12 protein-coding genes and 3 tRNA genes are annotated in these 16,420 nt (G+C 68.8%); 14 read left to right on the forward strand and 1 reads right to left on the reverse strand.

Annotated elements, in window-relative coordinates; genetic code table 11:
* Window positions 1–176: 176 nt before the first annotated feature.
* On the reverse strand, window positions 177–1,571 hold the full coding sequence (locus ACE3OG_RS08980) for a multicopper oxidase family protein (protein WP_374307782.1): 1,395 nt from the start codon (window positions 1,569–1,571) through the stop codon (window positions 177–179).
* A 131-nt stretch (window positions 1,572–1,702) separates the two neighbouring features.
* Between ACE3OG_RS08980 and ACE3OG_RS08985 the strand changes: the two genes are divergently transcribed.
* The 14 genes from ACE3OG_RS08985 to nuoG all read left to right on the forward strand — a co-directional run bounded on the left by ACE3OG_RS08985 (window position 1,703) and on the right by nuoG (window position 16,415).
* Window positions 1,703–1,787 (forward strand) — tRNA-Leu (locus tag ACE3OG_RS08985).
* A 76-nt stretch (window positions 1,788–1,863) separates the two neighbouring features.
* Window positions 1,864–3,264, forward strand: a complete 1,401-nt coding sequence (gene tig, locus ACE3OG_RS08990; RefSeq protein ID WP_374307784.1) for a trigger factor — start codon at window positions 1,864–1,866, stop codon at window positions 3,262–3,264.
* A 222-nt stretch (window positions 3,265–3,486) separates the two neighbouring features.
* Window positions 3,487–4,134: an ATP-dependent Clp protease proteolytic subunit gene (locus tag ACE3OG_RS08995; protein WP_374307786.1), complete on the forward strand. Its 648-nt coding sequence runs from the start codon at window positions 3,487–3,489 to the stop codon at window positions 4,132–4,134.
* Window positions 4,135–4,659: 525 nt separating this feature from the next.
* The gene (gene clpX, locus ACE3OG_RS09000) at window positions 4,660–5,925 is read left to right on the forward strand and encodes an ATP-dependent Clp protease ATP-binding subunit ClpX (protein ID WP_374307788.1); all 1,266 of its coding nucleotides are present in this window, start codon (window positions 4,660–4,662) and stop codon (window positions 5,923–5,925) included.
* Window positions 5,926–6,075: 150 nt separating this feature from the next.
* A complete protein-coding gene (gene lon, locus ACE3OG_RS09005) occupies window positions 6,076–8,496 on the forward strand; it encodes an endopeptidase La (protein ID WP_374307790.1) in 2,421 nt (806 codons plus the stop codon).
* A 155-nt stretch (window positions 8,497–8,651) separates the two neighbouring features.
* A tRNA-Val gene (locus ACE3OG_RS09010) sits at window positions 8,652–8,727 on the forward strand.
* A gap of 137 nt (window positions 8,728–8,864) precedes the next feature.
* Window positions 8,865–8,941: transfer RNA gene (locus ACE3OG_RS09015), tRNA-Asp, on the forward strand.
* Between the two features lie 284 nt (window positions 8,942–9,225).
* Window positions 9,226–9,591, forward strand: a complete 366-nt coding sequence (locus tag ACE3OG_RS09020; RefSeq protein ID WP_374307791.1) for an NADH-quinone oxidoreductase subunit A — start codon at window positions 9,226–9,228, stop codon at window positions 9,589–9,591.
* On the forward strand, window positions 9,561–10,133 hold the full coding sequence (locus tag ACE3OG_RS09025) for an NADH-quinone oxidoreductase subunit B family protein (protein ID WP_374307793.1): 573 nt from the start codon (window positions 9,561–9,563) through the stop codon (window positions 10,131–10,133). Before ACE3OG_RS09020 ends, ACE3OG_RS09025 begins: the two co-directional genes overlap by 31 nt.
* 103 nt (window positions 10,134–10,236) lie before the next feature.
* Window positions 10,237–10,851, forward strand: coding sequence for an NADH-quinone oxidoreductase subunit C (locus tag ACE3OG_RS09030; protein ID WP_374307795.1), 615 nt, complete (start codon window positions 10,237–10,239; stop codon window positions 10,849–10,851).
* A 42-nt stretch (window positions 10,852–10,893) separates the two neighbouring features.
* Window positions 10,894–12,078 (forward strand): NADH-quinone oxidoreductase subunit D, encoded by a 1,185-nt coding sequence (locus ACE3OG_RS09035; RefSeq protein WP_374307797.1) that lies wholly within the window; start codon window positions 10,894–10,896, stop codon window positions 12,076–12,078.
* Window positions 12,079–12,121: 43 nt separating this feature from the next.
* Window positions 12,122–12,970, forward strand: coding sequence for an NADH-quinone oxidoreductase subunit NuoE (gene nuoE / locus ACE3OG_RS09040; RefSeq protein WP_374307799.1), 849 nt, complete (start codon window positions 12,122–12,124; stop codon window positions 12,968–12,970).
* A gap of 11 nt (window positions 12,971–12,981) precedes the next feature.
* Window positions 12,982–14,292, forward strand: a complete 1,311-nt coding sequence (nuoF, locus tag ACE3OG_RS09045) for an NADH-quinone oxidoreductase subunit NuoF (protein WP_374307801.1) — start codon at window positions 12,982–12,984, stop codon at window positions 14,290–14,292.
* A gap of 59 nt (window positions 14,293–14,351) precedes the next feature.
* The gene (gene nuoG / locus ACE3OG_RS09050; protein WP_374307803.1) at window positions 14,352–16,415 is read left to right on the forward strand and encodes an NADH-quinone oxidoreductase subunit NuoG; all 2,064 of its coding nucleotides are present in this window, start codon (window positions 14,352–14,354) and stop codon (window positions 16,413–16,415) included.
* Window positions 16,416–16,420: the final 5 nt, after the last annotated feature.

Below are 16,420 nucleotides of genomic sequence, written 5' to 3' on the forward strand. Positions count from 1 at the left end.
CGGAGCCGCGGGAGAAACAGAGTTGACGGATGCGCTGTCCGCCTGCGCCGGCTCGCCGTCGATCGCCCCGAAGCTGCGGCTGCAGGGGCTCGAGAGCCGGACGCTGAAGGCCGTGTCGCGGGTGGAGGCGGCGGCGACGGTCCACGCGGCGCAGGAGAAGAACGCCGCCGGCGGGTTCAGGCCACCACGAAATAAGCGCAGAGCCCGGCCGCGAATCGGTCGGGGATCAGCGAGAGGATCGCCCAGCGCCCTTCCTCGCGCGCGACGAAGGCGACGCGCTTGCTGCGCCCGGGCGCGAGCAGCAGGCAGTCGCGCCAGAACGGGTCCCAGCCGTCGTCGAGGTCGTGCAGCAGGCGGAAATGATGCCCCCGCACGTGGATCTGCTGCGCGAAGGGGCTGCGGTTGACGAGGTTGAGCACGACCGGCGCGCCGCGCTTGACGGAAAGGAGCGGCCCGGCCGCGAAGGGCGCGTTGAGCGCGCCGTTGACGCTCCACAGCAGCGGCGTCCCGTCCGGGCCGCGGCCGGGCGCCTTGGCGAGCTCGACGACGAAGTCGGCGCGCTTCGCCGCCTCGAGTTTTATGCGCGTCGGCAGCAGCGGGTCGGCCGGCAGGGGCGCGATCGGCCCGCGCGCGGGGGCCGGCTCGCCCTCGACCTTGAACACGACGAGCGGGCGGTCGGCTTCTCCTTCGCCGCGCATGAGGAGGCGCGCCTCGCCTGAGGCGGGCAGGGCGAAGGCGAGGTCGAAACGCGCGCCGGGGCCGACGGGAACGGCGCCGCGCCCCGGCTCGAAGGGCGAGTCGGCCGGCGCGCCGTCGATGGCGAGAACCGTGGGCGCGGCGCCCTCGAAGGCGGCGAGGAAGATGCGGGCGGCGCAGGCGCTGACGAGGCGCAGCCGCATGCGCGCGCCGGGACGGCCCGCGACGGCGAGCGGCGCGGGAGATTCTCCGAGGCTGACGAGCCCGCCGATCCGGCCGGCGTCGGGCCTGGCGGCGAAGTCGGGGTCGAGCGTCCCGTCTTCCGCGAGGCGCCAGTCGGCGACGACGGCGAGAAGGTCGCCGTCGACCTCGGGCGGGCGCTCCTCGTCGACGATCATCGCGCCGAAAAGGCCGCGTCCGATCTGCCCGGCGGCGAGCGGCGCGTAGAGCGGCCGATAGGCGAAGAGGCCGGCCGAGCGGGCGGGAAAGCGCAGCTCGGCCGAGGCGCCGGCGGCGAGGGGCGGCCCGGTCAGCGGCGCGACGCCGTCCATGGCGTTGGGGGCGGACGCGCCGAGCAGGGCGAAGCTCGTCGGCTCGGGCAGGGCGTTGACGAGGCGCAGCGAGAACGTCTCGCCGATCCGCTTGCGCAGCGGCGGGCCGGGGATGCTCGCGCCATAGGCGAACAGGCTCGCGTCCTTGGCCGGCTCAGGCGCCAGGCGCAGGGCTTTGGGCGCGGCCTCGAGGGTCGTCGCGCCTTGCGCGTTCGCCTCGCCGCCGCGCGCCCTCGTGAGGTCGGTGAGCGCGAGGGCGAGGCCCGCGCCGACCACGGCGCGGCGGGAGAGGAGCGGGGACATGGCGACGTCGGCCTTTCGCATCAGGCTTCCGGGGTTGGCGCGCGCGGGCTTCTTCGGCAAAATGACGCTTTTTTTGCTGCGCGCCAGCCGGCCGGTTGCTATAGAGCGCCCCCGAAGACATCCGCGGGCGCTCCATGGGGCCCGGCGGACGCGCGGGCGTGGCGGAACTGGCAGACGCGCCGGACTTAGAATCCGGTGGTGAAAATCGTGGGGGTTCAAGTCCCTCCGCCCGCACCATCGGGTTTATCATGAGGCGTTCGGCCGGGGCCCGGCTCGCGCGAGACAGACGAGACAGGAAAAGGCTTAAGCGACCATGCAAGTTACGGAAACCCTTTCGCAGGGCCTGAAGCGCGAATATGCGGTCGTGCTCCCGGCGGCCGACCTCGCGAGCCGCCTCGAGGGCCAGCTCGTCGAGATCCGGGCCAAGGCGCGCATCAACGGGTTCCGTCCGGGCAAGGCGCCGCTGTCCTTCCTCAAGAAGATGTACGGCCGCTCGGTGATGGCCGAGGTCGTGCAGGAGGCGGTCAACGAGGCGCATCGCAAGATCGTCGAGGACAATTCGCTGCGTCCGGCCTCGCAGCCGAAGATCGACTTCGGCGGCGAGAAGGAGGACCTCGAGAAGGCGTTCGAGGCGCAGGGCGACTTCGCCTTCACCGTGGCGCTCGAGGTGCTGCCCAAGATCGAGGTCGGCGGCTTCGAGGACATCGAGATCGAGCGCCTCGTGGCGCAGGTCGGCGACGCCGAGATCGACGCGGCGCTGAACCGTCTCGCCGACCAGGCGCGGCCCTTCGAGCCGAAGGCGGAGGGCGCCGCGGCCGAGAAGGGCGACAAGGCGACCATCGACTTCGTCGGCCGCCTCGAGGGCGAGGTCTTCGAGGGCGGCTCGGGCGAGGGCGTCGACCTCGTGCTCGGCTCGGGCGGCTTCATCCCCGGCTTCGAGGAGCAGGTCGAGGGCCTCAAGGTCGGCGAGACGAAGACCGTCGCCGTGACCTTCCCGCAGGATTATTCGGCCGCCCATCTCGCCGGCAAGCCGGCCGAGTTCGAGGTGACCCTCAAGGCGCTCGCCGCGCCCGGCGCGCTCGCGGTCGACGACGAATTCGCCAAGGGCTACGGCTTCGAGAACCTCGACGGCCTCAAGTCCTCCATCCGCGCCAGCATCGAACGCGATTACGCCGGCGCGTCGCGCCGCAAGTGGAAGCGCGCGCTGCTCGACGCGCTCGACAAGCGCTACGCCTTCGACCTGCCCGAGGCGCTCGTCTCGCAGGAGTTCGACGCGATCTGGCGCCAGGTCGAGGCGGAGCAGGCGCGCACGGGCGCCAGCTTCGAGGACGAGGGAACGACGCAGGAGGCGGCGAAGGCCGACTACCGCAAGATCGCCGAGCGCCGGGTGCGGCTCGGCCTGCTGCTCGCCGACGTCGGCGACGCCGCCGGCGTCAAGGTCGAGGACCAGGAGGTCAATCAGGCGCTCGTCGAGCGGCTGCGCTCCTTCCCCGGCCAGGAGCAGATGATCTGGGACTTCTACCGCAAGAATCCGGCTGCGCTCGCCGAGATCCGCGCCCCCCTTTACGAGGAGAAGGTGGTCGACCATATCCTGACCAGGATCAAGGTGACCGACAAGACCGTGCCGAAGGAAGAGCTGCTCGCGCCCGAGCCCGACGAGGACGAAATCCCGGCGGCCTCGAAATCCGCCGAGCCCGCGGCGCAGGAGGGCTGACGGGAGGAGCGGCGTCCGCCGCTTCGCGGGACTGGCCCGACCGACGCGCGCGACGGGGCCGCCTTCTCCATTCCGACGCGCGGCGGCGCGGGCTTGGCGCACGGCGACGTTTCGATATGCTGCGCCCGGTCAGGCGGCCGCAGGGCCGCGCAATTTACGGACGGCCGCGCGGCCGTCCGCCGCGGCGGGCGCCCGCCCGACGCTTCAAGGGATAAAAGGCGAATGCGCGACCGCGATCCGATCGAAGTCTACAATAACTATCTGATTCCACAGGTCATCGAAAACACGAGCCGCGGCGAGCGCGGCTTCGACATCTATTCGCGGCTGCTGCGCGAGCGGATCATCTTCCTGACCGGTCCCGTCGAGGACCATATGGCCTCGGTGATTATCGCCCAGTTGCTCTTCCTCGAGGCGGAGAACCCGAAGAAGGAGATCGCGATGTACATCAATTCGCCGGGCGGCGTCGTCACGGCGGGCCTCGCGATCTACGACACCATGCAGTTCATCCGCCCGAAGGTCTCGACGCTCTGCGTCGGCCAGGCGGCCTCGATGGGCTCGCTGCTGCTGTGCGCCGGCGAGGCCGGCCAGCGCTTCGCCCTGCCCAACGCGCGCATCATGGTGCATCAGCCCTCGGGCGGCTTCCAGGGCCAGGCCTCCGACATCCTGCGCCACGCCGAGGACATCATGAAGGTGAAGCGCCGGCTGAACGAAATCTACGTGAAGCACACCGGCCGCGAGTACGACACCATCGAGACGACGCTCGACCGCGACCATTTCATGTCCGCGGACGAGGCCAGGGACTTCGGCATCGTCGATCAGGTGATCTCGAACCGCCCCGACGACGCGGCCGAGCAGCGCAAATCGGCCTGACGCGCGCCCGGCGCGTCCTGAGCATGCAATCCGCGCCGGGCGCCGCATGCGCGCCCGGCGCCTTCGGCCCGCCGTCCTCCCTTTTATCGCCGGCCGGGCGCGCCGAGGCCGCCACGCCTGTCCTGGCGATGGCGCGTTTGTTGCTTATATGGCTCTGAGCCGCGTCGCTCCCGGACCCGGAACAGACGTCCCGGGCGCGTCGCGGCCTTCGGCTCTCGCTGCGTCGTTTTGACGCGCGGAGGCGACCGCGCCGCGCCGCTCCCGTCCATCCTTGCGCTCCGCTTGCGTCTAGTTTGCGCCTTGAAGGGGCGAGGCCTTGCGTCGGCGCCGCGAACATGATTGCATTTCGGATCGGGTTCGCAAGCGGGGGAGAGCGAAGCAAGGGACGGCGGCCCGAGCGTCGGGAAGCGCAGGGCGCGGCCGCCGCGCCGAAAGACGCGCCGCGCAGCCCGGCGGCGGGCCGCAGGCGTCCTGTTCAAGCAAGGCCGGATCTCGCCCGAGAGTCCGGTCGACTGGAGACTATCCATGACCAAGGTTGGCGGCGGCGACGCGAAGAATACGCTCTATTGCTCCTTCTGCGGCAAGAGCCAGCACGAGGTCCGCAAACTGATCGCCGGCCCCACGGTGTTCATCTGCGACGAATGCGTCGAACTGTGCATGGATATCATTCGCGAGGAGAACAAGTCCTCGCTGGTGAAGAGCCGCGACGGCATCCCGACGCCGAAGGAGATCTGCAAGGTCCTCGACGATTACGTGATCGGCCAGGCGCAGGCCAAGCGCGTGCTCTCGGTCGCGGTGCATAACCATTACAAGCGGCTCAACCACGCGACGAAGCACAACGACGTCGAACTCGCCAAGTCGAACATCCTGCTGATCGGCCCGACCGGCTCGGGCAAGACGCTGCTCGCGCAGACGCTGGCGCGCATCCTCGACGTTCCCTTCACCATGGCCGACGCGACGACGCTCACCGAGGCGGGCTATGTCGGCGAGGACGTCGAGAACATCATCCTGAAGCTGCTGCAGGCCTCCGACTACAACGTCGAGCGGGCGCAGCGCGGCATCGTTTACATTGACGAGATCGACAAGATCTCGCGCAAGTCCGACAATCCCTCGATCACCCGCGACGTGTCGGGCGAGGGCGTGCAGCAGGCGCTGCTCAAGATCATGGAGGGCACCGTCGCCTCCGTGCCGCCGCAGGGCGGGCGCAAGCATCCGCAGCAGGAGTTCCTGCAGGTCGACACGACCAACATCCTGTTCATCTGCGGCGGCGCCTTCGCCGGCCTCGAGAAGATCATCTCCATGCGCGGCAAGGGGACCTCGATCGGCTTCGGCGCGCAGGTGCAGGCGCCCGACGACCGCCGCACCGGCGAGATCTTCCGCAAGGTCGAGCCCGAGGATCTCCTCAGGTTCGGGCTCATCCCCGAGTTCGTCGGCCGCCTGCCGGTCATCGCGACGCTCGAGGACCTCGACGAGGAGGCGTTGAAGAAGATCCTCACCGAGCCGAAGAACGCGCTCGTCAAGCAGTACCAGCGCCTGTTCGAAATGGAGAACACCGAGCTCACCTTCCAGGAGGAGGCGCTGAACGTCGTCGCCAAGAAGGCGATCGAGCGGCGCACCGGCGCGCGCGGCCTGCGCTCGATCATGGAGGGCATCCTGCTCGACACCATGTTCGATCTGCCGGGGCTCGACGCCGTCGAGCAGGTGGTCATCGGCCCCGACGTCGTCGAGGGCAAGTCGCGCCCGCTCTACATCTACGCCGAGCGCAACGAGAAGACCGGCGCCAGCGCCTGACGCGCGGCGTCTCGCGGCTATGTGACGGCGGGGCGACGCTTGCGGCGCGGCTCCGCCCTCTCCATCTGACGATCATCTTCCCGGCGTCGCCGCAGCCTCCCGCGCCGCGCCGCCGCCCCGCCGCCGGCGGGTTTTCAGTTAGGATCAAGAATGACCCAGAAGCGCGAGCCTGCACCTCCTGGAGCGGTCGAAAGCTATCCCGTGCTGCCGCTGCGCGACATCGTCGTGTTCCCGCACATGATCGTGCCGCTGTTCGTCGGGCGCGAAAAGTCGATCCGCGCCCTCGAAGAGGTGATGAAGACGGACAGCCTCATCCTGCTCGCCACGCAGATGAACGCCTCGGACGACGACCCGGCGCCCAAGGCGATCTTCTCGACCGGGACGCTCGCCTCCGTGCTGCAGCTCCTGAAGCTGCCCGACGGCACCGTCAAGGTGCTGGTCGAGGGCCAGGTGCGCGCGCGCGTGCAGGGCTATTCGAAGACCGACGATTATTACGAGGCCGACGCCGAGGTGCTCGCCGACGATCCGGTCGACAAGGTCGAGGTCGAAGCGCTCGGCCGCTCCGTCGTCTCGGAGTTCGAGGGCTACGTCAAGCTCAACAAGAAGATCTCGCCCGAGGTCGCGGCCGCCGTCACCCAGATCGAGGAGTTCGGCAAGCTCGCCGACACGGTGGCCTCGCATCTGTCCGTCAAGATCTCCGACAAGCAGGCCGTGCTCGAGACCACCTCGGTCGCGAAGCGGCTGGAGAAGTGCCTCTCGCTGATGGAGAGCGAGATTTCGGTGCTGCAGGTCGAAAAGCGCATCCGCACGCGCGTCAAGCGCCAGATGGAGAAGACCCAGCGCGAGTACTACCTCAACGAGCAGATGAAGGCGATCCAGAAGGAGCTCGGCGACGAGGACGGCAAGGACGACCTCGCAGAGCTCGACGAGCGGATCAAGTCGACCAAGCTCTCCAAAGAGGCGCGCGACAAGGCCCAGGCCGAGCTCAAGAAGCTGCGCCAGATGTCGCCGATGTCGGCCGAGGCGACGGTGGTGCGCAACTACCTCGACTGGCTGCTCTCGATCCCGTGGAGCAAGAAGTCCAAGGTCAAGAAGAACCTTGTTCTGGCCGAGGATCTGCTCGACGCCGAGCATTTCGGCCTCGAGAAGGTCAAGGAGCGCATCCTCGAATATCTCGCCGTGCAGACGCGCGCCAACAAGCTCGCCGGCCCGATCCTGTGCCTCGTCGGCCCGCCCGGCGTCGGCAAGACCTCGCTCGGCAAGTCGATCGCCAAGGCGACGGGCCGCGAATTCGTGCGCATGTCGCTCGGCGGCGTGCGCGACGAGGCGGAGATCCGCGGCCATCGGCGCACCTATATCGGCTCGATGCCCGGCAAGATCATCCAGTCGATGCGCAAGGCGAAAAGCTCCAATCCGCTCTTCCTGCTCGACGAGATCGACAAGATGGGCATGGATTTTCGCGGCGATCCCTCGTCCGCCCTGCTCGAGGTGCTCGACCCCGAGCAGAACCAGGCCTTCAACGACCATTACCTCGAGGTCGACTACGACCTGTCCAACGTGATGTTCGTCACGACGGCCAACACGCTGAACATCCCGGCGCCGCTGATGGACCGCATGGAGATCATCCGCATCGCCGGCTACACCGAGGACGAGAAGGTCGAGATCGCCCGCCGCCACCTCATCCCGGCGGCGCTCAAGAAGCACGGCCTCGGCGCGAAGGAATGGTCGATCGACGACGCCGCGCTCGTCCTCGCCATCCGCCGCTACACGCGGGAGGCCGGCGTGCGCAACCTCGAGCGCGAGATCTCCAAGCTCGCGCGCAAGGCGGTCAAGCAGATCCTGACGAGCGACGTCAAGTCGGTGAAGGTCACGGTCGACAACCTCGCCGACTTTCTCGGCGTGCCGCGCTATCGCTTCGGCGAGGCGGAGGCCGAGGATCAGGTCGGCGTCGTCACCGGCCTCGCCTGGACCGAGGTCGGCGGCGAGCTGCTCACGATCGAAGGCGTGATGATGCCCGGCAAGGGCCGCATGACGGTGACCGGCAATCTGCGCGACGTGATGAAGGAGTCGATCTCGGCGGCCGCGTCTTACGTGCGCTCGCGCGCGGTGGATTTCGGCATCGAGCCGCCGCTGTTCGACCGCCGCGACATCCACGTCCATGTTCCCGAGGGGGCGACCCCGAAGGACGGGCCTTCGGCGGGCGTCGCCATGGCGACGGCGATCGTGTCGATCATCACCGGCATCCCGATCCGGCGCGACATCGCCATGACCGGCGAGATCACGCTGCGCGGCCGCATCCTGCCGATCGGCGGCCTCAAGGAGAAGCTGCTCGCGGCGCTGCGCGGCGGCCTCAGGAAGGTGCTGATCCCCGAGGAGAACGCCAAGGACCTCGTCGACATCCCGAACTCGGTCAAGAACGCGCTCGAGATCGTGCCCGTCGCGCGCATGGACGAGGTGCTCGCCCATGCGCTGGTGCGCCAGCCGCAGCCGATCGTCTGGGAGGAGGATCTGAAGAAGCCGGCGCGCGGGCTCGCCGCCGAGGACGACGCTTCGGGGGCCGTGGCGCACTGACGCCGGCCGGCGGGCGTCCGCCGGCTCAAGGCGCAAGCCGAAAGGCCGCGGTCCAGCCGCGGCCTTTTCGATTCGCGCGCAGGTCTCCCGCGCGCGGCGGCGCGGCGTTGACCGGGGCTGCGTCCTGTGCGATCCGAAGCCGGCCTCGCGCGGCCGGGCGGTTAGCTCAGTTGGTAGAGCATCTCGTTTACACCGAGAGGGTCGGCGGTTCGAGACCGTCACCGCCCACCAGTCGCGCAGGCGCCCATTCGCGCCGGTCCGCGCCGCGCGAATCCGCAGCCGGAGAGGCGAGGTTTGGCGCTTGACTTGCGTCGCGCCGCGCCCTATCCGACTGCTCTCCGGTTCGCGGCGTCCTCGCCGCGCTCCGCGGGGGAGTAGCTCAGTTGGTTAGAGCGCCGGCCTGTCACGCCGGAGGTCGCGGGTTCAAGTCCCGTCTCTCTCGCCAGTCCCGGTCGCGCCCGGCGTCGTTCCGCTTCGACGGACCTCACGCCTTCCTCATCCTCCTGAAGCACTAGTGCCGCCCCTTTCTCCGAGGCGCGCGCGCATGGCCGCGATTTAGCTTTAGAAGGATTTAAAACATCGTCTTGCGCCGCGGCGAACGCTGGGCTACGCATCCCAGAACGGCGCGGCGCTCGCGTTTGGGCGCGCCCGCCGTCGCCGCGACGGGTCGCCCGATCCCGTCGTCCGCCCGTCCCGGGCGCAGGCCAAAGCCTGCCTGAGAGCTTGCGAATGCCGAGCCTTCTCGATCAGTATCTGCCCCTCGCCGTGTTCATGGCCATCGCCGCCGTGATCTCGGGCGCTCTGCTCGTCGCGCCCTTCCTCGTCGCCTTCAAGGCGCCCGACAGCGAGAAGCTGTCGGCCTATGAATGCGGCTTCAACGCCTTCGACGACGCGCGCATGCAGTTCGACGTGCGCTTCTATCTCGTCTCGCTGCTGTTCATCGTCTTCGACCTCGAGGTCGCCTTCCTGTTTCCATGGGCCGTCGCCTTCCATCAGGTCGGCGCCCTCGGCTTCTGGTCGATGATGGCCTTCCTCGGCGTGCTGACCGTCGGCTTCGTCTATGAATGGAGGAAAGGGGCGCTCGAATGGGATTGAACCCGCCAGTCGAGATTGACCCGGCGACCGACCGGCCGCTGCGCGCCGGCGATCCCTATTTCCAGTCGATCAACGACAAGCTGGCCGACAAGGGCTTCATCGTCACCTCGACGGACGAGCTCATCAACTGGGCCCGCACTGGCTCGCTGATGTGGATGACCTTCGGCCTCGCCTGCTGCGCCGTCGAGATGATGCAGGCCTCGATGCCGCGCTACGACGTCGAGCGATTCGGCTTCGCGCCGCGCGGCTCGCCGCGCCAGTCCGACGTGATGATCGTCGCCGGCACGCTCACCAACAAGATGGCGCCCGCCTTGCGCAAGGTCTACGACCAGATGCCCGAGCCGCGCTACGTGATCTCGATGGGCTCCTGCGCCAACGGCGGCGGCTACTACCATTACTCCTATTCCGTCGTGCGCGGCTGCGACCGCATCGTGCCGGTCGACGTCTACGTCCCCGGCTGCCCGCCGTCGGCCGAGGCGCTGCTCTACGGCGTGCTGCTGCTGCAGCGCAAGATCCGCCGCACCGGCACGATCGAGCGCTAGCTTCCGCGCGGCGCGCGGGTCTGGATGAATCTGGCGCCCGGGACGCGGCGCCATGCGGGCGCGGCCGCTCGACCGGCGGACGCGAAGGTTTCGCGGAGGCGTGATGGACGAGGACCTGAAGCAGTTCGCCGAGACGCTGCGCGGCGCCCTGCGCGGCTGGGTGGAGGCGGCGGACGTCGCCTTCGGCGAGCTGACCCTGACCGTGCGCGCCGACTGCCTCGTCGAGGCTGTCGCGCATCTGCGCGACGATCCGGCCTGCCTGTTCGTCTCCTTCATCGACCTTACGGCGGTCGACTATCCCGCGCGTGAGAAACGCTTCGACGTCGTGACGCATCTTCTGTCGCCGAAGCACAATCGCCGCATCCGGGTGAAGACCGCGACCGACGAGCGCACGCCGGTCCCCTCGCTGTCGGGCCTCTATCCGGCGGCCATCTGGTTCGAGCGCGAGGCCTACGACATGTACGGCGTCGTCTTCTCCGACCATCCCGACCTGCGGCGCCTGCTCACAGACTATGGCTTCGACGGCCATCCGCTGCGCAAGGACTTCCCGATGACCGGCTACGTCGAGGTGCGCTACGACGACGAGGAGAAGCGCGTCATCTACGAGCCGGTGCAGCTCACGCAGGACTACCGCAGCTTCGACTTCCTCTCGCCCTGGGAGGGCGGCGGCGACTATGTGCTGCCGGGCGACGAGAAGACGAGCCGCAACCCGTCCTGAGCCTCACGCTCCAGCGCCCCGCGAAGGCCCGAGATTTTCGTCATGAACGATCAGGTCCGCAATTTCACGATCAACTTCGGCCCGCAGCATCCGGCGGCGCATGGCGTGCTGCGTCTGGTGCTCGAGCTCGACGGCGAGGTCGTCGAGCGCGTCGACCCGCATATCGGCCTGCTCCATCGCGGCACCGAGAAGCTGATGGAGGCGCGCACCTATCTCCAGAACGTGCCCTATTTCGACCGGCTCGACTATGTCGCGCCGATGAATCAGGAGCACGCCTTCTGCCTCGCCATCGAGCGGCTCGCCGGGATCGAGGTCCCGCGCCGCGCGCAGCTGCTGCGCGTGCTGTTCTGCGAGATCGGCCGCATCCTCTCGCATCTGCTCAACGTCACGACGCAGGCGATGGACGTCGGCGCGCTCACTCCGCCGCTGTGGGGCTTCGAGGAGCGCGAGAAGCTGATGGTGTTCTACGAGCGCGCCTCGGGCGCGCGGCTGCACGCCAACTATTTCCGCCCTGGCGGCGTGCATCAGGACATCCCGCCCGCGCTGATCGACGACATCGAGGCGTGGTGCGACCCCTTCCTCAAGACCTGCGACGATCTTCAAGTCCTCTTCATCGACAACCGCATCTTCAAGCAGCGCAACGTCGACATCGGCGTCGTCAGCCTCGAGGACTGCTGGCGCTGGGGCTTCTCGGGCGTGATGGTGCGCGGCTCCGGAGCCGCCTGGGACCTGCGCAAGGCGCAGCCCTATGAATGCTACGAGGAGATGGAGTTCGACGTTCCGGTCGGGCGCCATGGCGACAATTACGACCGGCAGGTCATCCGCATGGAGGAGATGCGCCAGTCGGTCGCCATCATGAAGCAGTGCGTCGCCAAGCTGCGCGCGCCGGACGGTCAGGGCCCTGTGCTGGCGCGCGGAAAATTCACGCCGCCGACGCGCGGCGAGATGAAGCGCTCGATGGAGGCCCTGATCCATCATTTCAAGCTGTACACCGAGGGCTTCCACGTGCCCGCGGGGGAGGTCTACGCCGCGGTCGAGGCGCCCAAGGGCGAGTTCGGCGTCTACCTCGTCTCGGACGGCACCAACAAGCCCTACCGCTGCAAGATCAGGGCGCCGGGCTTCGCCCATCTCGCCGCCATGGATTTCCTGTGCCGCAAGTCCATGCTCGCGGACGTCAGCGCCATCCTTGGATCGATCGACATCGTCTTCGGCGAGGTCGACCGATGAGAGCGCCCGCCCGACCTTTCCCGTTCAAGACCGAGCGAAGCTGATGTCCGTCCGCAGATTAGCCGAAGTCCAGCCCGACAGCTTCGCCTTCACGCCCGACAACGAGGCCTGGGCCGAAGGGATCATCGCCAAATATCCTGAAGGGCGGCAGGCCTCGGCGGTGATCTCGCTGCTGTGGCGGGCGCAGGCGCAGAACGACTACTGGCTGCCGCGCGCGGCGATCGAGGCGGTCGCGCGCAAGCTCGGCATGCCCTACATCCGCGTGCTCGAGGTCGCGACCTTCTACACCATGTTCAACCTCGCCCCAGTCGGCGAGCATTTCATCCAGCTGTGCGGCACCACGCCCTGCCAGCTGCGCGGCTCGGACGGCCTCAAGGCGGTGCTGAGGGAACGTGTCGGCGACTCGGGTCAGGTGACCGCCGACGGCAAGTTCTCGTGGATCGAGGTCGAATGCCTCGGCGCCTGCTGCAACGCGCCGATGGTCCAGATCAACGACGATTATTACGAGGACCTGACGCCGGAGAACTTCGGAAAGCTGCTCGACGACCTCGCAGCCGGACGCCCGGTGAAGATCGGCTCGCAGACCGGCCGCGTCTCCTCCGAGCCGACGGGCGGCCTCACCTCGCTGACGACGCTCTACGGCGTCGACGGCGTGAGCGGCCCGCAGTCGCGGGCGGCGACCGAGGCGGCGGCGCAGGCGCTGGAGCAAGAGACGCCGCCGGCGCCGCAAGCCGACGCCGCGCCGCTCGCCGGCGAGGTGGAAAAGGTCGCGCAGGAGCACGCCGGGCATGTCGGCAAGCCCGAGAGCGTCGGCGCCGCGCTCGCGCCGCGCACTGAAGTCGACCCGCCCGAGAAGCCCGCGGCCGAGCCGCCGAGCGACGCGAAAGCCTGAGGACGCATCCGATGCTGGACGACAAGGATCGCATCTTCACCAATCTCTACGGTTACGGCGACTGGACGCTGAAGGGCGCCCGGTCGCGCGGCGCGTGGGACGGCACCAAGGGCCTCATCGAGAAAGGCAAGGACTGGATCCTTTCCGAGATGAAGGCGTCGGGGCTGCGCGGGCGCGGCGGGGCGGGCTTCCCCACCGGGCTCAAATGGTCCTTCATGCCGAAGGCGGACCCCGCGCGGCCGTCCTATCTCGTCGTCAACGCCGACGAATCCGAGCCCGGCACCTGCAAGGACCGCGAGATCATGCGCAATGATCCGCACCTTCTGATCGAGGGCTGCTTCGTCGCCTGCGTCGCGATGGAGGCGCACGCCTGCTACATCTACATCCGCGGCGAGTATATCTTCGAGGCCGACCGGCTCGAGGCGGCGATCGCGCAGGCCTATGAGGCGGGCCTCGTCGGCAAGGACAACGTTCACGGCTGGCCGTTCGACATCTACGTCCACCGCGGCGCCGGAGCCTATATCTGCGGCGAGGAGACGGCGCTCCTCGAGTCGCTCGAGGGCAAGAAGGGGATGCCGCGGCTGAAGCCGCCGTTCCCGGCCAACATGGGCCTCTACGGCTGCCCGACCACGGTCAACAACGTCGAGTCCATCGCCGTCGCGCCGACCATCCTGCGCCGCGGCGCGGCCTGGTTCTCGAACTTCGGGGCCAAGAACAATTCCGGCACCAAGCTGTTCTGCGTCTCCGGCCACGTCAACAAGCCGTGCAACGTCGAGGAGGCGATGTCGATCCCCTTCCGCGAGCTGGTCGACAGGCATTGCGGCGGCGTGCGCGGCGGCTCCGACAATCTGCTCGCGGTGATCCCCGGCGGCTCCTCCGTGCCCTGCGTGCCGGCGCACCAGATCATCGACGCGGCGATGGATTTCGACACGCTGCGCGACCTGAAGTCGGGCCTCGGCACGGCGGCGGTCATCGTCATGGACAAGTCGACCGACATCATCCGCGCCATCGCCCGCCTCAGCCATTTCTACAAGCATGAGAGCTGCGGCCAGTGCACGCCCTGCCGCGAGGGCACGGGCTGGCTGTGGCGCGTCGTCTCGCGCATGGCCGAGGGTCGGGCGCAGAAGCGCGAGATCGACATGCTGCTCGAGGTTACGACGCAGATCGAGGGCCACACCATCTGCGCGCTCGGCGACGCCGCCGCCTGGCCGGTGCAGGGGCTGATCCGCCACTTCCGCCCCGAGATCGAGAAGCGCATCGACCAATACGCCGCCAATCCGCATTCCGAGCCCGTCTCGGGCTTCGTCGCCGCCGCGGAGTAGGGCGCCATGATTGACCGCATCGGGCGCCGCGCGGCGGCGCGCCGCGTCAGGGACAGGGCATGACCAAGCTGATCGTCGACGACGTCGAAATCGACGTCCCGCCCGAATACACGCTGCTGCAGGCCTGCGAGCAGGCGGGCGCCGAGATCCCGCGCTTCTGCTTCCACGAGCGGCTGTCGATCGCCGGCAACTGCCGCATGTGCCTCGTCGAGGTGAAGGGCGGCCCGCCCAAGCCCTCCGCCTCCTGCGCCGTCGCCGTGCGCGACCTGCGGCCCGGCCCCAACGGCGAGCCGCCGGTGGTGCTCACCAATTCGCCGATGGTCAGGAAGGCGCGCGAAGGGGTGATGGAGTTCCTGCTCATCAACCATCCGCTCGACTGCCCGATCTGCGACCAGGGCGGCGAGTGCGACCTGCAGGATCAGGCGGTGGCCTTCGGCTTCGCCAGTTCGCGCTACGCCGAGAACAAGCGCGCGGTCGAGGACAAGTACATCGGGCCGCTGGTGCGCACCTCGATGAACCGCTGCATCCACTGCACCCGCTGCGTCCGCTTCACCGCGGAGGTCGCCGGCACCGCCGACATGGGCGCGATCGGCCGCGGCGAGGACATGGAGATCACCACCTATCTCGAGACGGCGATGCGCTCCGAGCTGCAGGGCAACGTCGCCGACCTGTGTCCCGTGGGCGCGCTGCTGCCCAAGCCCTACGCCTTCAAGGCGCGCAGCTGGGAGCTCGTCAAGACCGACTCGATCGACGTCATGGACGCGCTCGGCAGCGCCATCCGCGTCGACGTGCGCGGACGCGAGGTGATGCGCGTGCTGCCGCGCCAGAACGACAGCGTGAACGAGGAGTGGATCTCCGACAAGGCGCGCCAGATCGTCGACGGGCTGAAGGCGCGCCGGCTCGACAAGCCTTATGTGCGCGAGAACGGCAGGCTGCGCCCGGCCTCCTGGCGCGAGGCCTTCGCCCTCATCGCGCAGAAGGTCAAGGCGGCTCCGCCCGCCCGCGTCGGCGCGCTCGCCGGCGACCTCGCGACGCTCGAGGAGATGTTCGCGCTGAAGACGCTGATGGGCGGGCTCGGCGCCGTCTCGCTCGACTGCCGGCAGGACGGGACGAAGCTCGATCCTGCGTTCGGGCGGGCGAGCTACCTGTTCAACCCGACGATCGCGGGAATCGACGAGTCCGACGGGCTGATGATCGTCGGGGCCAATCCTCGCCTCGAGGCGCCGGTGCTCAACGCGCGCATCCGCCGTCGCTGGCTCAAGGGCGGCTACAAGATCGGCGTGATCGGCGAGCAGGCCGACCTCACCTATGACTACGCCTATCTCGGCGCCGGTCCCGAGACGCTCGCAGGCTTCTCCGAACACGCCAGGGCGAAGATGGAGAAGCCGATCCTGCTCGTCGGGCAGGGAGCGCTCGCCCGCCCCGACGGCTTCGCCATCCTCTCCGTCGCGGCCAAGGCGGCGCTGTCGCTCGGCGTCGTCACGGAGGGCTGGAACGGCTTTTCCGTGCTGCATACGGCGGCGGCGCGCGTCGGCGGCCTCGACCTCGGCTTCGTTCCGGGGCAGGGCGGGCTCGACGCGGCGGCGATGGCGCAGGCCGGCGCGCTCGACGTCCTCTATAATCTCGGCGCCGACGAAATCGAGATCGGCCCCGGCGCCTTCGTGATCTACCAGGGCTCGCACGGCGACAGGGGCGCGGCGCGCGCCGACGTCATCCTGCCGGGCGCGGCCTACACCGAGAAGTCCGGCCTCTACGTCAACACGGAAGGCCGCGTCCAGCTCGCCGACCGGGCCAATTTCCCGCCGGGCGAGGCGCGCGAGGACTGGGCGATCCTGCGGGCGCTGTCCGAGACGCTCGGGCGCAAGCTGCCCTTCGATTCGCTGAAAGGCCTGCGCGCGCGGCTGTTTTCGGTTCATCCCGGGCTCGCCGGGCTCGACGCGATCGCCGCCGGCGACGCGCAGGGGCTCGAAAAGCTCGCGGCGGCGGGCGGTGCGGCGGGCTCCGCCCCGTTCCGCTCGACGGTCGAGGATTTCTATCTGACCAATCCGATCGCGAGGGCGTCGGCGGTGATGGCGGAATGCTCCGCGCTGCGCCTCGACCTCGCGCGCCAGGCGGCGGAGTAGACGAA

Source organism: Methylocella sp. (assembly GCF_041905455.1).
Classification (GTDB): Bacteria; Pseudomonadota; Alphaproteobacteria; order Rhizobiales; family Beijerinckiaceae; genus Methylocapsa.

Bases quoted from the DNA above. Each gene is read 5' to 3' on its own strand.
- ACE3OG_RS08980 (WP_374307782.1), bottom strand. From the start codon at position 1,571: ATGCGAAAGGCCGACGTCGCCATGTCCCCGCTCCTCTCCCGCCGCGCC.
- tig (WP_374307784.1), top strand. From the start codon at position 1,864: ATGCAAGTTACGGAAACCCTTTCGCAGGGCCTGAAGCGCGAATATGCG.
- ACE3OG_RS08995 (WP_374307786.1), top strand. From the start codon at position 3,487: ATGCGCGACCGCGATCCGATCGAAGTCTACAATAACTATCTGATTCCA.
- clpX (WP_374307788.1), top strand. From the start codon at position 4,660: ATGACCAAGGTTGGCGGCGGCGACGCGAAGAATACGCTCTATTGCTCC.
- lon (WP_374307790.1), top strand. From the start codon at position 6,076: ATGACCCAGAAGCGCGAGCCTGCACCTCCTGGAGCGGTCGAAAGCTAT.
- ACE3OG_RS09020 (WP_374307791.1), top strand. From the start codon at position 9,226: ATGCCGAGCCTTCTCGATCAGTATCTGCCCCTCGCCGTGTTCATGGCC.
- ACE3OG_RS09025 (WP_374307793.1), top strand. From the start codon at position 9,561: ATGGAGGAAAGGGGCGCTCGAATGGGATTGAACCCGCCAGTCGAGATT.
- ACE3OG_RS09030 (WP_374307795.1), top strand. From the start codon at position 10,237: ATGGACGAGGACCTGAAGCAGTTCGCCGAGACGCTGCGCGGCGCCCTG.
- ACE3OG_RS09035 (WP_374307797.1), top strand. From the start codon at position 10,894: ATGAACGATCAGGTCCGCAATTTCACGATCAACTTCGGCCCGCAGCAT.
- nuoE (WP_374307799.1), top strand. From the start codon at position 12,122: ATGTCCGTCCGCAGATTAGCCGAAGTCCAGCCCGACAGCTTCGCCTTC.
- nuoF (WP_374307801.1), top strand. From the start codon at position 12,982: ATGCTGGACGACAAGGATCGCATCTTCACCAATCTCTACGGTTACGGC.
- nuoG (WP_374307803.1), top strand. From the start codon at position 14,352: ATGACCAAGCTGATCGTCGACGACGTCGAAATCGACGTCCCGCCCGAA.